This window comes from Acinetobacter sp. CIP 102637 (assembly GCF_000368425.1).
GTDB classification, from domain to species: Bacteria; Pseudomonadota; Gammaproteobacteria; order Pseudomonadales; family Moraxellaceae; genus Acinetobacter; species Acinetobacter parvus.
The window spans coordinates 1,397,184-1,414,180 of the sequence record NZ_KB849435.1; the positions used below are offsets into that span (position 1 = coordinate 1,397,184).

Genomic DNA, 16,997 nt, shown 5'->3' on the forward strand with positions numbered 1-16,997 from the left:
TCCTATCAAACTACACTGAGTTATTACAACTTATAAATTTAAAGCTTTATGTGCCCATTTCAGAAATTTATCTTTATCGTTGAAATTAGGGACCTTCAATAAATTTATATAGGAAACTTCACCAAAGTTTCCTGAGATTTTATTTGATACAAGAATTGTAAAATCTTCTTCTTGCCCTACATGTACTTCCCGAAAAAATTCCATAACTTTCCGATCAAGGTTTAGTGAGGTAAACGCCTCTCTTTGAACTAAAAAGTCATAGATCTGGCTAACGTTTTAAACGGGCATTTTCAGCATCAAGTTCTTTAAGCCGCGTCATCATTGAAAGATCCATGTCGCCATATTTGGACTTCCATTTGTAGGCAGAGCTCATACCATGTTCGCTGCACAAGTTCGGTATGGGTGTTCCTGCTTCAACTTGCTTCAAAATACTCATGATTAGGCTGTCTGAATACTTAGATGTTTTCATAGAAAATCTCCTTAAATCAAGGTTATTCCATTTTCTACTTTTAAACTCAATTATTTTTTGGGGGGATTACCTATATAGTTTGAAAGGTTATAACGCATGGGTCGAACAAGCAGCTCAGGTCTACCAAAAGGCACAAGAGCAAGATCGGGAAAAATACAGATTAACTTTAAATGGAACGACAAGCGCGAGTGGTTCACCCTCGACCTCATCGATACCCCAGCCAACTTCATTAAGGCGGCTAAGATTAGAGAAGATTTTGTAAACAAGGCTAAATACGGGATATTAAAAATCGAGGATATCGAAGCTGTCACCGCCAAACCCATCAAAAAAGCTGACGCTGCGCAAAAAACATTGCCAGCGTCAAATGCTCCGACATTTGCTCACTATGCCCAAGAATACCTTTATAACCTTTCAGATCATAAGCAAGGCACCAAGAAAAAATATCTATCAATTTTGGAAAGGCTCTGGATGCCATTATTCGAAGATATGCCGATTAATACGATCACTAGTCAAATGTTGCGTACAGCCGTCAATGGACGTGAATGGTCATCGGCTAAAACTCGAAATGATGCTTTGATTCCATTACGTGGCGTATTCGAATTAGCTTGTGATGATGAGGTGATTGATAAGAATCCATGTGACCGATTGAAAAATCAGAAAACTCAGGAGGATGAACCTGATCCATTTAATGAAATGGAAAAGGAAATAATACTGAACTGGTTAAAAGAGAAATATATTGCAGACTACCCAACTGTGTATTGGTATTTTGTGGTGGCATTCTGGACAGGTTGCCGTCCATCAGAAATTATCGCACTCACTTGGCAGGATGTAGATTTTTTAAATAAGCAGATTTACATCAATAAAGGTCGTGTGAACGGCGTTCAGCAAGAAACCACTAAAACAAATAAAGCTAGATTTGTAGATTTAAATGATTTTGCTTTCGAGGCATTTCAACAACTCAGATTACTAACCTACCTCAAATATGAGCATGTATTTATCTGTGATGAGACAGGTAAGGAATTTACTACGCAAAAATCATTGAGCGAAAAGTTTGTAGCCTCACTGAAAGCGAATGGCATACGTTATCGTCCTGCCTATAACACTCGTCATACATATGCGACTGTATGCTTAATGAATGGACTTAATCCAGTTTATGTGGCTTCACAGCTAGGGCATAGTTTAGTGATGCTAACGATGCGTTATGCCAAGTGGATTAATTCAGATAAGAACAAAGAAGAGATTGCTAAAATTTCCAATAGTGCCAAAATTGTGCCAAATAAAAAGGGAATCAAACTATGTGTTTGATTCCCTTTAAGATATTTGGCGGAAGCGGTGAGATTCGAACTCACGGAGGACTCACACCCTCGTCGGTTTTCAAGACCGGTGCATTAAACCGCTCTGCCACGCTTCCAATGGCGGCTATCATATAAATAAAAGCTCAACTTGGCAAATATTTTATTTAAAAGCCCACACTAAATGTTCAAAATAAAAGCAAAATCCTATTATTTTAAGTATTTCCAAGTTTTTCATATCGAATTGAGTTGATATACCAGATTTTTTTACCTAATGGGGTATGCACCTCAACCTCATCATCCACCTGTTTGCTCAACAGTGCCCGTGCCATCGGAGATTCAATTGAGATATGCTGAGGATGATGGTCATAGATTTCATCCACCCCCACAATACGCAAGATTTTCTGTTCACCATCATCATTCTCTATTTCAACCCAGGCCCCAAAATAGACTTTTCCCTCCTGCTCAGGCACAAAGTCAACAATTTTCAACTCCTCTAAACGCTTACCCAAGTAGCGAACACGGCGGTCTATCTTTCTAAGTAATTGTTTATTATATAAATAATCTGCATTTTCTGAACGGTCTCCCAAACTTGCGGCCCAGTTTACCTTTTTGGTAATTTCTGGACGTTCGTCATGCCACAGTTTTTTTAATTCGGCAACCAGCAAGTCATGTCCAGTACGTGTGATCAAGTTCGATTTCATATTTAAAAACGCTACAACAACAATCCATTTACAAGTTTTTGCATTGTATTCCTTATTTCAACACGACTAAAGTGTATAAATTTTATTCTTTTTCAAATCATGTGTTTGTGATGTATTTATCATATTTTTACTGATCAAAATTTGACAAGCTCCTTTTTGACGCTTAATATGCGCCCCTAAGTTGGTTTTTGTTTACTTTTTATACACTTTGTAAATGATGTGAAACATTTTCATCATTTTTCCATTAACCCAATGTCATTTTGAATGACGTTCATGAATTGCCCACCCCGATTTAATTTATCAACTTTTAGAAGTTGTGGTGAAGTTTTGCCTCAATTTTTAGGGCATAAATTACCTGTAGCGGAGACAACATGCACAGTAATTCAAGTTCTGGGTCTAGGCCTGGCCTTAACTCTTTATCTTCCAAGTTACCATTTCAGGCCCTTGCTTTAGGCATCGTCATTATGCCATTCAATAGCTTGAATGCAGAAAAATCACATCAATACAACACGGTTGTCACAACCAATGTTTTAACAGTGGTTGCAGTTGAAAACCCAACTACTGTTTTTAAAGACGGTCAGTTTCTGCATGGTTTCGGCTATGATTTAGCCCGCAACTATGCACAAAGCCTCAACGTAAAACTCGATTTTAAAACTGTTCCAGACAATGCAACTGCATTGAAATGGGTTAGCCAAGGCAAGGCCAACCTAGCCATGACCACAGCAGCGCTTGCCACAATTGAGAGCAAACAACTGGTTTCTTTCTCGGCAAGCTGTGGTGATCAGGCAAGCCTGAGTAAGAACGGGCTAAATCCCCAGCTTAACTGGGTGTTTAAACAGGCTGATGACCCCCTTACCCTGACAGCCAGTGGTTTTGTCTGTCAGAGCAAGCAATCAGGCACCACTCAACAACTCGCCTCTTTCTATAATAGGAATGTGGTCAAACCTGAATCCTGGTCAACTATTCATAAAGACCTGAATCAACGTTTACCGATTTATAAGGCGAGCTTTAAACAGAGTGCTGCAAAGTACAATCTGGATTGGCATCTACTGGCGGCAATTGGCTATCAGGAGTCTTACCTAAAGCCTAGCTCGGTGTCTCCCACGGGCGTCCGCGGCTTAATGATGCTGACCAACAGTACAGCACAGGCAATGGGTGTCAGTAACCGATCTGATCCAATACAGAGTATTCAGGGTGGCGCGAAATATTATGATCTAATGCTGGATCAATTTGCCAATGTACCCTACCCAGACCGTAACTGGTATGCACTGGTGGCATACAACATGGGACCTGGTGCAGTGAACCAGATTCAGAAACAGATCAAGGCTCAAGGCAAGGACCCAAATCAGTGGGTGAACCTATATGACTATTTACAGCGCAATCAGGCACGCAATGGTCGATATAAGCAAGCGGTTCAATACGTTACCCGTATCCGCACCTATCTAGAACACCTCAAAACCAGCAACCGCATCGATGTCTGAATCCAGACAGGCAAAAAAAAGCTTACCATTGGGTAAGCTTTTTTGTTCAGAAAACAATTAAGTAGTTTGCTCAAGTACTTTCTTGAATAGGTCTTTTTGTTCTTGGCTTGGTTTAGCCGTCTGTAAAGCCATAAGCTGGGACATATCGCCTTGAACCTTGATTTTACCTGTCATGAATGCCTGCATCGCAGCAGCCATGTCAAACTCAAGGAATACTTTACGTAAAGTTTCCGCATCCATGTTCAAAGTGGTTTTAGCGTTTGGAGATAAACCCTTTTGGATTTTACCCGCATCTAAAGCCAACTCTGTATTACCAGCCGCATCTGTAACAACCAAGTTAATCGCTAAATTCGCAAGTGCTGGTGGTAAGTTTAAATCACCTGCTTCCGCAGTAAGTTTTTCAACAGTTGCAAACCAATCATCAGTTAAAAATGCAGCCATGATTCTTCCTCAAATGTATTTGTTCAATTTCTTGTGCCATCTATCCAGACGACATCAAATGAAGCAATTTGCTTGTGCCCTGTTATAGCATGTAATTTTTAGTTTAGGCTATGCTTTTTTGTACATCGAACCGAATTTTTTAGATGCTTATTGCTAGCTTTATCGCTTATTGGTCAAAATTTGAATTGTTTGAGTGCAAATCCATTTCCAATAAAAACATAAAAACCGCAATACAGATATTCATCATATATTGCGGCGGCATTATTTGTCTTAGTTATGAATGGAGGAATTATTCCGCAGCAAAGCTGAGGTTCACCACATCAAGACGCTTCTTCATTTCTTCAGGATCTTTCATGTCAAACTCACGTTGCCCATCCAACGCTTCAAAGTCGAATAGCTCACGGTCAGCCAACTGTGATGGAGAAACGTTCTGTAATGCGCCAAAGATGCTGTGCAGGCGTTTCGGATATTGTCTATCCCACTCACGCAGCATGTCATTGATGATGGCTCGCTGTAAGTTTTCCTGTGAACCACACAGGTTACACGGAATGATGGGAAACTTACGCAATTCTGCATACTTGATAATGTCTTTTTCCTCAACATAGGCCAAAGGACGAATCAGGATATTCTTTTTATCTGAAGACAGTAATTTCGGTGGCATTGCCTTTAGGCTACCGCCATGAAACAGGTTCAAGAAGAACGTGGCCATGATGTCATCACGATGGTGTCCCAACGCGACCTTGGTCGCACCAATCTCCTGCGCAAAGCCATACAGCGAACCACGGCGCAGGCGTGAACACACGGCACAATAGGTCTTGCCCTCAGGCGTTAAACGCTTGGTGATGGTATAGGTGTCTTTTTCAAGGATATAGTAGGGAATGTTGTTCTCTTCCATATAACGTGGCAAAACGTCTTCTGGGAAGCCAGGTTGTTTCTGGTCCAGGTTGACCGCAACAATATCAAAATTGATGGGTGCAATACGCTTGAACTGCAACAGGATATCCAGCAAGGTGTAGCTGTCCTTACCGCCCGAAACACAGACCATGACCTTGTCGCCATCCTCGATCATGTTGTAATCACGAATCGCATGTCCAACTTGACGACGCAGCTTTTTCAACAGGCGATAATATGCCGAACTGGTCGGAAGTTCAGGCTTGAAATTAAATCCTTGGTTGGACTCGACTGGCGCGTACATAGACGTGATTTACCCATAAACAAAAATACCGCAAGATTTTATCTGATTCCGAAAAAATCCGCACCTAAAGAATTTTCCAATTTCCCTGAATCGTCATATTAGAGTTTCATACTGATAAAATTCTGGCCCAGATAAGTAAAAATGGGCTGGATTGCTTATATTTCAAACTTCTCCACAGTTTTCCACAAAACCTGTGGATAAAATTGTGGATTTCTACGCTATTGACAAACTGTTTTTATCTTAAAATAAGGCGTTCGATTAGATTGATCATTTTTTAACCAATGTTTTTATTAAAATAAAATCAACATGTTACATAAGTCAATACTTCGATTTTAAAAAAAATATTTTAATTTTTTTTGCTGAACATTCGCACAAAATGACTTGATTTTTGTCAGACACTGAAAAATAAAAAAATTGTAGCCAAAGTATTTTTTATGCTTTTTTTTGTTAAACTACTGTGAAGAACTTAAGCTCATCTTTTGTGAATATTATAACGATGGACAAAACAACTTATTTTTTTGCTCTTTGTTTGGGGTCAATTGGTTTTTTTCATAGCACAGTATCGACCTCGTATGCTGGGCAGACCATTTATCAATTTAAAGATACCAATGGCACCACCCTGCTGACCAACCGCAAGAAAGCAGAATATAATCATTTAAAAGTGGTGAAAGCCACCTATTATCCTGATAGTAACATTCACAGTTATAGTAACTGGGGCGCGAGCGAAGCTTCTGTTCTGCCAAGTTACAGTCGTAATAAAAACGCATTTGACCAACTGATTCGGCAGGCCGCCCAGCATCATGGCGTTTCAGAGGGTTTGGTTAAGGCCATCATGCATACCGAATCTGGCTTTAACATTAATGCACGCTCACCTGTAGGGGCACAGGGCCTGATGCAACTCATGCCTGCAACAGCCCGTCGCTTTAATGTCAGTAATGCCTACGATCCACAGCAGAATATTTTTGGTGGGGTTAAATATCTAAGCTGGCTATTAAAACGTTTTAACGGCGACACCCGTCTTGCGATTGCCGCCTATAATGCGGGTGAAGGCAATGTAGATAAATATGGCGATGTACCACCTTTCCGAGAAACTCGTGATTATGTAAAACGAGTGACCAGTCGCTATCAAAATCTCTATGCATCAGGTCTGGGCACCCCGCTTTCTGAATCAAACAGCAATACTCCAAGCGGACAAGTGCTGGCGCAATCCGCCAATTACTCCACGAATACCAACAACAGTACTGAATCCGTACCAATGGCCAAACAGTACAGCCGTCAAATTATCACCTTGTCGGATGGCACTTTCACCGATGCACCAATGGGAACCTATACCACCAGCAATGCCACTGCATCTGCCCGAATCCGCTTGAGTGACTAGCAATTTACTCATCTATTCTCATTTTATGATTTTAGCTGTTTTTTTATAAAAAATTGCTTTTAAGTCTCTGTTTAAGCGTCAGTTCATCCTTTTATTGATTAAATGTATCCATCCATATTTTTTTCTTGAATTTTTGGGGTTCACCCTGCATATTAGCATTATGATTTATAATTTATAAATCAGATCACTTTTTCTTTATAAGAGGGTTTTCTCAATGATGCGGATTGGTTTGTTCTTGCTAACCAACCTCGCGGTACTGGTTGTAGCTGGCATTATCCTGTCACTCTTCGGTGTCGGTAGTTACCATGGCGCGGGTGGCTTGAATCTAGGCAACCTGATGGTCATCTGTTTTGTCTTTGGTATGGTGGGTTCTATTATTTCCCTTTTCATGTCGAAGTGGATGGCTAAAAAAACCACTGGGACTGAATTAATCGACCCAAATGCACCTCGTAATCAGGCGGAAGCATGGTTATTGCAGGAAGTTGCTCAATTAGCCCAACGTGTAGGCATTAAAATGCCTGAAGTTGGTATTTTCCCATCGTACCAATCCAATGCCTTTGCTACGGGTTGGAATAAAAACGATGCGCTGGTTGCCGTTTCCACGGGTCTACTTGAGCGCATGAACAAAGATGAACTTCGTGCTGTGCTGGCCCACGAAATCGGACACGTTGCCAATGGTGACATGGTGACACTAGCTTTGATTCAAGGTGTGGTCAACGCTTTCGTGATGTTCTTTGCACGTGTTGCAGGTGACTTTATCGACCGTAACGTGTTTGGTCGTGAAGATGGTGAAGCCCCAGGCCTGGCCTATTTTGCCATTACCATTGTGCTTGACATTCTATTCGGTATTTTGGCCTCTGCCATTGTGATGTGGTTCTCCCGTCAACGTGAATACCGTGCAGATGAGGCTGGTGCACGTTTGGCAGGTAAACAGGCGATGATCTCTGCCCTGCTTCGTTTACAGGCGGAATCTGAAATGCCAGACCAGATGCCGAAAGAAATGAAAGCTTTTGCGATTACGGAAGGTAAGGAACAAGGCTTTAGCTTGGCGGCTTTATTTCAGACTCACCCAACCATTGAACAACGTGTTGCTGCGTTACAGCAATTAAATGTTCAATAATCTAAACCAGATAAACGATAAAGCCTCCAAAATGGAGGCTTTGTTTTTACCTGCTTCATCTAACCAGCCTTGAAAGACTGATACAGTTGCCATAGATAGCTAAAGCCCGCCCACACGGCAATCACCAATAGAATAAGTACCGCAATACCCAGCAGATCAGGAATCCTTAACCAAATCCAGCTGACGATTGGATTACGCCAAAATGCCGAGGTTTTCTGCTTTTGCTCAAGTGATTCATGCAGGAATGGATGCACCACATGGATGTCATTGTATACTTGATATTCCTCACGGATATGCTCATGCACAATGTCCAGTGTCTTGCGGCTCGGACGAATAAACACATCAAACAGGGTACCAACAATCGGTACAAAACCCACCAGCATATCCATAATCGCCAGTCTGACCACACCTTTCAGTTTATATTGTGGAACACCCACTTCCCTTGCCTTTTTAAAGGCGTAGAGCGTCAGGACAAAACCTGCAACATCGCCCGCAAAGGGAATGGTACTGAGCGCAGCATCGGCTCCCAAGCCCTGCTTGGTAAATGGAATTCTGACCAGACTATCCATGGTATTGGCAAATTTTGCCAGATCACGTTCCGCCGCAATCGCCTGCTGCTGGGTTAATTTTTTTTGTGTTGGACCAGTCATTCACTCAACCTAAAAACCTTGTTTATGCTTGAGAATAAAGTAGTTTTTAAGCTTTGTCGGTACAATTATTATTACAGTTCAGATTGACACCCTCCCCGACCTAAAGGACGGGGATTCCTCCTGCGAGACGCTCATGTCCGAGCGCAAGAATATTCAGTGCGGAATTTACATCCCGATCATGGAGCGTACCGCACTCCATGCACTGCCATTCTCTTATTCCAAGACCTGTCCTACCTTTCGGACTACTACAGCGTGAGCCACAGCACGAACACGTTTGGGTGGTATACGCTTCATTGACTTCTTCATACCATACCCCTGCGTTCTCGCATTTATACTTAAGCATGGTTCTTAGTGTTGTCCAACTTGCATCTAATACAGACTTAGCTAATTTAGTCCGTGCTAGTGCTTTGGCATTCACATTGCCAACGAAGATTGCTGCATGTTCATTCACCAGTTTATGGCTGAATTGATGCAACATGTTTTGACGTATATTTTTAATCTTGGCGTGAATCGCTTTGACGCGCTTTTTATTTCTCGCACGTTGAGCTATGCCAAGTTTTTGTTCATATTGCCGATAGATTTGAGGGGCTTTGAGCTTTACTCCATCTGAACAAGTGGCTAAGTCCTTTAAACCCAAGTCTATACCAATTGAGGTTTTAGCGCTGGTTTTCTCTGTTTTAATTGAATCAACTACAAGACAGACATACCAACGCCCACGACTATCCTCTACAAACGAGCCTGTTTTAACATTGTATTTGCTTAGTCCGTAGCTGTCCCATAGTTTGAATTGATGCTTGCCGTATTGAACATATCCATCAGCATATTTGATTGCTACTTTCTTGAACGGTATCCAGCCCAATGAACGCCTAGCTGATTTTTTATTGCTGACTCGCCATTTCAGTTTTGCTTTTTTGAATTGCTTGCGTCTTGTCACTAATTCTTCTGTGACCGCCTGAATCGTTTGGCTATGCAAATTACATTCTTTCGATGTGCCTTTTGTGTATTTGGCAATGTCGTATGCTGAAAAGAATTGTTGTTTGCGTTGTAGATGTTTAAAACACAAATCATTCACGTAATTCCAGACAAAATTCACCTCAGATGCCATCTGATTTAGCACCTTGCAATGTTTGTCTTTTATGCGTAATTTAAGTGTTTTCATACTTAAAATATATTTGGTCTATGAGTAATAGTCAAGAGATTAGAACAGGTCGCCACTGTGTTTTTAATATGCACGTTCATTTAGTCTTTGTAGCTAAATACCGCAGAGATGTTTTTACCAAAGCCATGCTTAAAACCATGCAGGAAGTATTTGAACGTGTCTGCTTAGACTTTGAAGCTGAGTTGGTAGAGTTTGACGGTGAACATGACCATGTACATTTGCTCGTCAATTATCCGCCTAAAGTCGCTATTTCTAGTTTGGTAAATAGCTTGAAAGGTGCATCTAGTCGAATTTTACGAACAAAACACCCTGAAATTAAAAGCAAATTATGGGGTAATGCCTTATGGTCGCCTAGTTATTTCGCTGCATCATGCGGAGGTGCACCTATTGGGATTATTAAGCAGTATATTCAACAACAGCAAACACCGCATTAAGGCTTACGCCAGTCGCTTATATCCTCGGGCTAAACCCCGAGGTTTTACGCTCCAATGGATAAAATCATTGAAGCAATTAATAATTCAGGTCTATGAGCTTAACTCATAGACCTGAATTTTAAAGACTGTCTTATTCAATGGTTTCCAGTTTGTGTTTAGGTTTAAACATATTGGCAACCAGTACAAACATAAATGGAATAAAGATCAGCACCAAGACCGTTCCAAAGACCACTCCACCCAAAACACTGATCCCGATTTCCTGACGGCTGACCGCACCCGCACCAAAAGCAAAAACCAAGGGAATCACCCCCACGCCAAAAGCAAAGGATGTCATCAGAATCGGGCGTAAACGCAAGCCTGCACCCTGTAATGCGGCCTGAATGGCATTTTTCCCTTGTGCCTGTGCCATTGCCGCAAACTCAACAATCAGAATCGCATTTTTACAGGACAGGCCAATGGTGGTCAGCAAGGCTATCTGGAAATACACATCATTCGGCAAACCAAAACTATGCGCAAAGATAATACTGCCTCCAATCCCCAAGGGAATTGCAGTCATCACCGCCATTGGGATACGCAAGCTCTCATATAGGGCGGCCAAGCATAGGAAAATAAATGCAATGGAGATTAAATATAGCCAGATGGCCTGATTGGTTGACTGCTTTTCCTGATAGGAAAGTCCTGTCCACAATAATCCCAGTCCCTGTTGCTGGCCCACCAACTGCTCAATATCTTTCATGGCCTGTCCAGACGATTGGCCACTGCCCACATTGGCCTGCAGTTGCAAGGCGCTATAGCCCATATAACGCTGCACAATACTTGGATTTCCTGCCCAGGCAGTATTTGAGAATGAACTGAATGGTACCATCTGGTTTTGGCTGTTGCGGACTGACCATTGATATAAATCTTCTGGTTTGGAACGAAAAGGTGCATCTCCTTGTAAAATCACCTGCTTAATCCGCCCCCGATCAATAAAGTCATTTACATAGTTTCCACCCCATGCCGTTGACAAGGTGCTATTGATATCATTCAGGTTTAGGCCATTTGCCAACGCCTGTTTATGGTCAATCTTCACATTCAGGGTGGCTTTACTGTCGGTTGACTGCTTGTCCAGATTTTCAAAGCTGGAAAATTTCTGACCGAGCAGCTGTAGTTGCTTAAAGCTTTGATCAAGGAATTGGTCGCCCTGACCATTCAGGTCCTGAATCCAGAAATCAAGTCCATCGGTTGAACCCAGACCATTTACCGAAGCAGGTAAGCTCACATTAATCTGGGCATTCGGAAATTGGCTAAAATATTTAAGCGCCCGTTTACGAATGGCTTCGGCAGAATTTTTCTGTCCCGTGCGTTCATCCCAATGATTCAGTGCAATAAAACCCTGTCCTAAGTTTTGCCCTGTACCTGAGTTATTGCGTCCATAACGAATCAGTACCAGCTTGACGTTGTGTTGTTCATTCTGGAGAAAATATTGTCGAATCAACTCACCCACTTCCTGACTTTTGGACAACGGTGCGCTATCCACCAGCCTAAATTGCACACTTAGGATTCCCTGATCCTCTTTCGGCAAGAAACTGCTTTGCAAACCTTTATAGAACAAGGCAAATACCGCAATCAATGCAACAAACACCACCAAAACAGGTGCTTTATAGCGCAATGTGGTCTGGACTAAATTCAGGTATTTGGTTTTTAAGCGTTCAATTCCGTTATTGAAGTGAACAGCCCATTTTTTAGGTTGATGGTTTGGTTTTAGCATCAAGGCACACAATGCAGGCGTCAATACCAATGCCACCAGCAGTGACAATATCATGGCAGCAACCAGGGTAATGGAGAACTGGCGATAGATCACACCGATTGAACCTGCAAAGAAAGACATTGGAATAAAGACCGCAGTCAGCACCAACGTAATCCCGATCAGTGCCCCGCTGATTTCCTGCATCGACTCAGTGGCAGCCTGTTTGGGAGAGAGATGCTGCTCATGCATCAATCTTTCCACGTTTTCCACCACCACAATGGCATCATCCACCAACAGGCCAATGGCAAGGACCAAAGCAAATAAGGTTAAGGTATTGATACTAAACCCAAGCAGCTCCAGCACAGCAAAAGTACCGAGAATCACAATCGGTACAGTAATACTGGGAATCAGCGTGGCACGCCAGCTTTGCAGGAACAGGAACATCACCAGAATCACCAGAGCAATGGCCTCAACCAGTGTCTTGACCACTTCCTTGATGGATTCCTGAACAAAAGGTGTGTTGTCCCGTGGATAAACGATTTTATAGCCAGCAGGTAGTTGGCTAGATAACTCATCCAGCGTCTGGTGAATCAGTTTAGAGGTCTGGATGGCATTGGCGCCCGAAGAAAGCGAAATTCCCAAACCTGCCGCTGGATAGCCATTGATGGTGTTAAAAGACTGGTAGTTTTCCGCACCCAACTCAATACGCGCAATATCCTTGAGTAAAACAAAGCTGCCCGAGACATTGGATTTAACCACGATTTGCTCGAAGTCCTGAATGGTTTTTAATCGGGAACCTGAAGTCACTTTGGCATTGAGATATTGTCCATCCACCACAGGCAGATCACCAATCGCACCCGCGGCAACCTGCGTATTTTGTGTGCTAATCGCTGCAACAATGTCATTGGGGATGAGGTGGTACTGGATCAGTTTATTGGGATCCAGCCAAATTCGCATGGCATACTGTGAACCAAACACATCGGTTTCACCCACCCCATCAATACGATTTAAATTATCCAGTACATGGGTTGAAAGATAATCGGATAAGGCGATGTTGGTTGATTTTCCTGTACTGTCATACAACCCCACCACCATGAAAATATCGCCAAGTGACTTGCTGACATTGACGCCCTGACGCTGTACGGCATCGGGTAAACGTCGAATCACACCACTGATTTTATTTTGTACCTGAACCTGTGCGGTATCTGGATTGGTGCCATTTTCAAAACTGATGGTAATACGGCTACGGCCTGAGGCATCACTGGTTGAACTAAAATACAGTAAATGGTCAAGCCCCTGGATTTGCTGTTCCAACACCTGAGTGACGCTCTGCTCAACAGTTTTGGCATCTGCGCCACTATAGTTTGTTGAGACGGTAATTTTGGGAGGTGCAATATCAGGATAACGTTCCACAGCTAAGTTGAGAATCGCGAGTATCCCTAAAGCCATGACGATAATGGCAAGTACACCTGCAAAAATGGGTCGCTCAATAAAAAACTTAGATAGCACGGCTGTTCATTCCATGGTTGAAACAGTCAATTTTTCAAAAACATAAACAAATATGGTGACTTTCAGCCTATGATCGTTACCGAGCTTTCCAGCAAACACCATCTCTATTAACATATCATTGCAAAAAAAAGGAAATTGCGGAGAAATAATGGATTTTGGAGACTTAAGGGAAATAATTTTAATGTTCATTCCCATTAGAAATTAAGCTGGGCTAATCAATTTAATTTGCTGTGCAATCAAACACTTCCCAATTTTGAATTGACACATCCTCCACTTAAACCGATATTAGCACGCTTGTTACTCTCTCCCACTGCATTAGAACCATATGAAAGCCAGCTTAAAAAATTTTAAGATTTTGCTGCTTATTGTGCTGCCTGCATTAATCACGGGTGGCCTGTTGAGTTTTGCTGGAAATTTAACCGATGGTTTACGACTGGGCTTCCTATCCTTGCTTGGTGTTGTTTTCACGTATCTTGCGATTACGCGTCATAAAAATTACTGGTATATCCTGTCTATCCTCTGGTGGCTGGTTGCATGGATAGATGCCTTGCTACGCTCAAGTACATGGTTTTTATTCAACAGTGATAATGAAGCCTATTTTATTATCGAGGCAGTTGCCAACACCAACAAACATGAAATTCTGGAGTTTTTCCAGCTTCATCTCGCCTTGCTGGCTGCTGTACTGTTCAGTCTTGTGGTGTTGCTTGGCATTTATAGCTATGCTGTTTTTAAATTAGTTAAACCTGTACATTTTAGCCAGCTCTGGAATAGTCGCATCTATCGGATTTGCATCATTTTTCTGATGCTGTTAACTGTAACCAGTTATTTAATGAAGCCCTCGCGCAAAGTTCATCCTGTGGTATTTTGGCAAGACTATCATGCCAAAATCCAGAATTTTAAAAACAGGATCAAGCAACATAAAGCTGTACATCAGCAATGGGATCTCAGCGCAAAACAAAATCTGGTCTTAACTGATCAGGCAAAGGGCAAACAAACCCATGTGCTGGTACTTTCAGAAAGTATCACCAGCCTAAATTATGGTGTATGTGGCTATCCAAGAGATACCACACCAGAACTCAGTAAACGACTGGATCAGCTTAAGGTTTTTTGCAACGCCTTTTCACCTGTTCCTTCCACCATCAATGCCTTACGGGTTTTATTGACGAAAAGTCCCGCATCGGAACATGATAAATATTCCCCTGAAAGTGTGTTGGCCTATGCCCGAGCGGCAGGCTATAAAATTTACTGGATCAGCAATCAGGACGATGTTTATCTCTCCTCCCTTTTTGGTTCCTATACAGATAAAGCCATTTATAAAAACAGGCGTTCAGGGCGTAGCAGCAGTTCTCTTGATGAAAACCTGTTCCCTGATTATCAGCAGGCACTGGCTGATCCTGAACCGAAAAAATTGATTATCCTGCATTTGATCGGTGCCCATCCCAACTATCAGGAACGTTACCCAGCAGCCTTTAACCGCTTTACCAGCACCAGTAATGATGCGGTGGAAACTGATCTTAAAAACAGGGATATTGACCCGTGGATTCGTTCGCTACGCAATGATTATGACAATGCGCTGTTGTATGAAGATTCCTTATTGGCCAAATTTCTGGATGAGTTACAGGCCGATCATGTGCCAGACTTCAGGTCATTCATGGTGGTATCGGATCATGGCAATGAAGTTGGGCATGAAATCGACTATGCAGGCCACAGCCCAAATACCAAGGCAGGTTATCAGGTTCCCGTGATCATGTGGTATGACCATATCCCCTCAACTGGGGTGGATAAAACCAGGACACTGAACACGGCAGAACTGGATAATAACCTGATGCATATCATGGGACTTAAGGAAAAGTCAGCACCCAAACGGACGTACTGGCTGGATGACAATTATCAGTTTAGCCCTGAAGAAAATTGGCCTTATTGGAAACATAAGTCATAACACACTGAATATCCAGTTTGACCATAGGGTAAAACTGGATTTTTTTATAGTGATCCTACCAATTGCTTGCGTTACCCAGGTCGCAATATGCTTACGGCTGGTCCAGTAGGTTGCCAGCAGGCTAACTGGATGACATCATTATGGAAGGATTCTCATGTTAAGCAATCACAAATTCTTTATTTTATTCACTGATATTTTTATCATGATTTGAGATTATAACTATTTTTCAACCCAAGCTTATGTTATAAAAATCTATCGTTTATTTTTAAATCATGCTCATGTTGGCAAAGCAAGTTTCCTCTACACGCCTGATTATGATTCTGCACAGCATTCCCGCCAGTGCGGCATGGCGACGTGTCTGCATTTTAATGCGGGGGACTTTGCAAATATTCAGCCGATGACAATTTAAAAGCATCATTTGAACAGCAAGGTCGCCTCAGTAGCGACCTTTTTTATTGCCCTATTTTTTTTTAAATCTAAAAAACACACCGTTGCGATTGCAACAATAATAGGAGATTTCTCATGTCACAGTTTCAGCAAAAGAATTTTATACACACCACACAGGTACAACCGACTGTAGTCCCTGCCAACCCTCGCCTTGCTACAGTCGGTCAATTCATTGCTGTGGTGCTGATCTGGTCATTGACCCCATTGGCAGCCGTCTGGACAGTGCATGAAATTCATTGGGCGTGGGGCTTGTTTCTACGATTCAGTATTGCCATTCCTCTGGCCTTGATCTGTCTGTTTTATTTTCGACTAAAACTTATCATCAATAAAAAATCCCTGATGAGTTATGCCGCAGGAGCATTGGGATTGTTTGGTTCAATGACCTTTTGCTATATCGGCGCAACCCGAATTTCATCTGGCATGATCTCGATTATTTTTGGCACAGCCCCATTATGGTCAGGCTTGATTGCGGTGTTTATTTTAAAACGTGAACATTTTTTAAAACGTCAATGGTATGGACTGAGTCTTGCCATATTCGGTTTAGCACTCACGATGGGAATTGGTGCTGATCATATTCAGATGGATATGCTGGGCGTTGGCTATGTGATGCTGGCCGTATTTCTTTATGTCATTTCAATGTTTGCCGTGGCGAAAGTTGGTGCTGACATCCATCCCATCATTCAGACCACAGGTTCAACCCTAGTATCATGGTTGGGCTATGTGTGCCTGTTGCCCTTTTTTATGAATGAGATGCCAACACAACTGCCAGGCTTACAGGCAAGTCTGGCTATACTTTATAGTGCGTTTTTTTCTTCCATACTCGCAATGATTTTTTATTTTCACCTCATCCAGAAGTTGAATCCAACCACAGTGATGCTGATCACGATCCTTACACCTGTATTGGCCACCTTTTGGGGTGTATTTTTTAACCATGAATCTCTTAGCTCACACTTGATTATAGGTTTAATTTTTTTATGCCTAGGCCTGTCTCTATATGCCTATCGCAACAAAGCCCGTGTGTTGTAACGATTAAAACTGATAGGTCAGCCA

At 42.1% G+C, this 16,997-nt stretch carries 14 protein-coding genes, 1 tRNA gene and 1 pseudogene; 7 read left to right on the forward strand and 9 right to left on the reverse strand.

The window, feature by feature from the left end; all coding sequences use genetic code 11:
• Positions 1-30: 30 nt before the first annotated feature.
• Together F967_RS14680 and F967_RS09745 are read right to left on the reverse strand one after the other, a co-directional pair.
• Complete coding sequence (locus F967_RS14680; protein ID WP_314371664.1) at positions 31-264, reverse strand: hypothetical protein; 234 nt, start codon at positions 262-264, stop codon at positions 31-33.
• A 7-nt stretch (positions 265-271) separates the two neighbouring features.
• Positions 272-469 (reverse strand): annotated as a pseudogene (locus tag F967_RS09745) (transposase); the annotation flags it as partial.
• A 96-nt stretch (positions 470-565) separates the two neighbouring features.
• Between F967_RS09745 and F967_RS09750 the strand changes: the two are divergent.
• A complete protein-coding gene (locus F967_RS09750) occupies positions 566-1,774 on the forward strand; it encodes a site-specific integrase (protein WP_004682746.1) in 1,209 nt (402 codons plus the stop codon).
• Positions 1,775-1,790: 16 nt separating this feature from the next.
• On the opposite strand, the gene F967_RS09755 is transcribed toward F967_RS09750, so the two are convergent.
• A tRNA-Ser gene (locus F967_RS09755) sits at positions 1,791-1,880 on the reverse strand.
• A 96-nt stretch (positions 1,881-1,976) separates the two neighbouring features.
• Positions 1,977-2,465 carry a transcription elongation factor GreB gene (gene greB / locus F967_RS09760; protein WP_004682747.1) on the reverse strand — a complete coding sequence of 163 codons (489 nt, stop codon included), beginning with the start codon at positions 2,463-2,465 and terminating at the stop codon, positions 1,977-1,979.
• Positions 2,466-2,836: 371 nt separating this feature from the next.
• Between greB and F967_RS09765 the strand changes: the two genes are divergently transcribed.
• On the forward strand, positions 2,837-3,946 hold the full coding sequence (locus F967_RS09765; RefSeq protein ID WP_004799626.1) for an MltF family protein: 1,110 nt from the start codon (positions 2,837-2,839) through the stop codon (positions 3,944-3,946).
• Positions 3,947-4,003: 57 nt separating this feature from the next.
• Here the strand turns inward: F967_RS09765 and F967_RS09770 are convergent, their stop codons facing one another.
• On the reverse strand, positions 4,004-4,387 hold the full coding sequence (locus tag F967_RS09770) for an SCP2 sterol-binding domain-containing protein (protein WP_004682749.1): 384 nt from the start codon (positions 4,385-4,387) through the stop codon (positions 4,004-4,006).
• A 289-nt stretch (positions 4,388-4,676) separates the two neighbouring features.
• Complete coding sequence (ttcA, locus tag F967_RS09775; protein ID WP_004676692.1) at positions 4,677-5,582, reverse strand: tRNA 2-thiocytidine(32) synthetase TtcA; 906 nt, start codon at positions 5,580-5,582, stop codon at positions 4,677-4,679.
• Positions 5,583-6,078: 496 nt separating this feature from the next.
• Between ttcA and F967_RS09780 the strand changes: the two genes are divergently transcribed.
• Together F967_RS09780 and htpX are read left to right on the forward strand one after the other, a co-directional pair.
• A complete protein-coding gene (locus tag F967_RS09780; RefSeq protein WP_004761724.1) occupies positions 6,079-6,960 on the forward strand; it encodes a lytic transglycosylase domain-containing protein in 882 nt (293 codons plus the stop codon).
• Between the two features lie 214 nt (positions 6,961-7,174).
• Positions 7,175-8,080, forward strand: a complete 906-nt coding sequence (gene htpX, locus F967_RS09785; RefSeq protein ID WP_004761726.1) for a protease HtpX — start codon at positions 7,175-7,177, stop codon at positions 8,078-8,080.
• 59 nt (positions 8,081-8,139) lie between these two features.
• On the opposite strand, the gene F967_RS09790 is transcribed toward htpX, so the two are convergent.
• Together F967_RS09790 and F967_RS09795 are read right to left on the reverse strand one after the other, a co-directional pair.
• The gene (locus F967_RS09790; protein ID WP_004761728.1) at positions 8,140-8,730 is read right to left on the reverse strand and encodes a DUF4112 domain-containing protein; all 591 of its coding nucleotides are present in this window, start codon (positions 8,728-8,730) and stop codon (positions 8,140-8,142) included.
• Positions 8,731-8,830: 100 nt separating this feature from the next.
• Positions 8,831-9,889, reverse strand: coding sequence for an RNA-guided endonuclease InsQ/TnpB family protein (locus tag F967_RS09795; protein WP_034431131.1), 1,059 nt, complete (start codon positions 9,887-9,889; stop codon positions 8,831-8,833).
• A 20-nt stretch (positions 9,890-9,909) separates the two neighbouring features.
• On the opposite strand from F967_RS09795, the gene tnpA reads away from it, so the two are divergent.
• Positions 9,910-10,323: an IS200/IS605 family transposase gene (gene tnpA / locus F967_RS09800; RefSeq protein WP_004799631.1), complete on the forward strand. Its 414-nt coding sequence runs from the start codon at positions 9,910-9,912 to the stop codon at positions 10,321-10,323.
• 130 nt (positions 10,324-10,453) lie between these two features.
• Here the strand turns inward: tnpA and F967_RS09805 are convergent, their stop codons facing one another.
• The gene (locus tag F967_RS09805; RefSeq protein WP_004799632.1) at positions 10,454-13,561 is read right to left on the reverse strand and encodes a multidrug efflux RND transporter permease subunit; all 3,108 of its coding nucleotides are present in this window, start codon (positions 13,559-13,561) and stop codon (positions 10,454-10,456) included.
• A gap of 325 nt (positions 13,562-13,886) precedes the next feature.
• Here F967_RS09805 and F967_RS09815 point away from each other — a divergent pair, with 325 nt between their 5' ends.
• A complete protein-coding gene (locus tag F967_RS09815; RefSeq protein ID WP_004799634.1) occupies positions 13,887-15,500 on the forward strand; it encodes a phosphoethanolamine transferase in 1,614 nt (537 codons plus the stop codon).
• A gap of 522 nt (positions 15,501-16,022) precedes the next feature.
• The gene (locus F967_RS09820; RefSeq protein WP_004676671.1) at positions 16,023-16,973 is read left to right on the forward strand and encodes a DMT family transporter; all 951 of its coding nucleotides are present in this window, start codon (positions 16,023-16,025) and stop codon (positions 16,971-16,973) included.
• Positions 16,974-16,997: the final 24 nt, after the last annotated feature.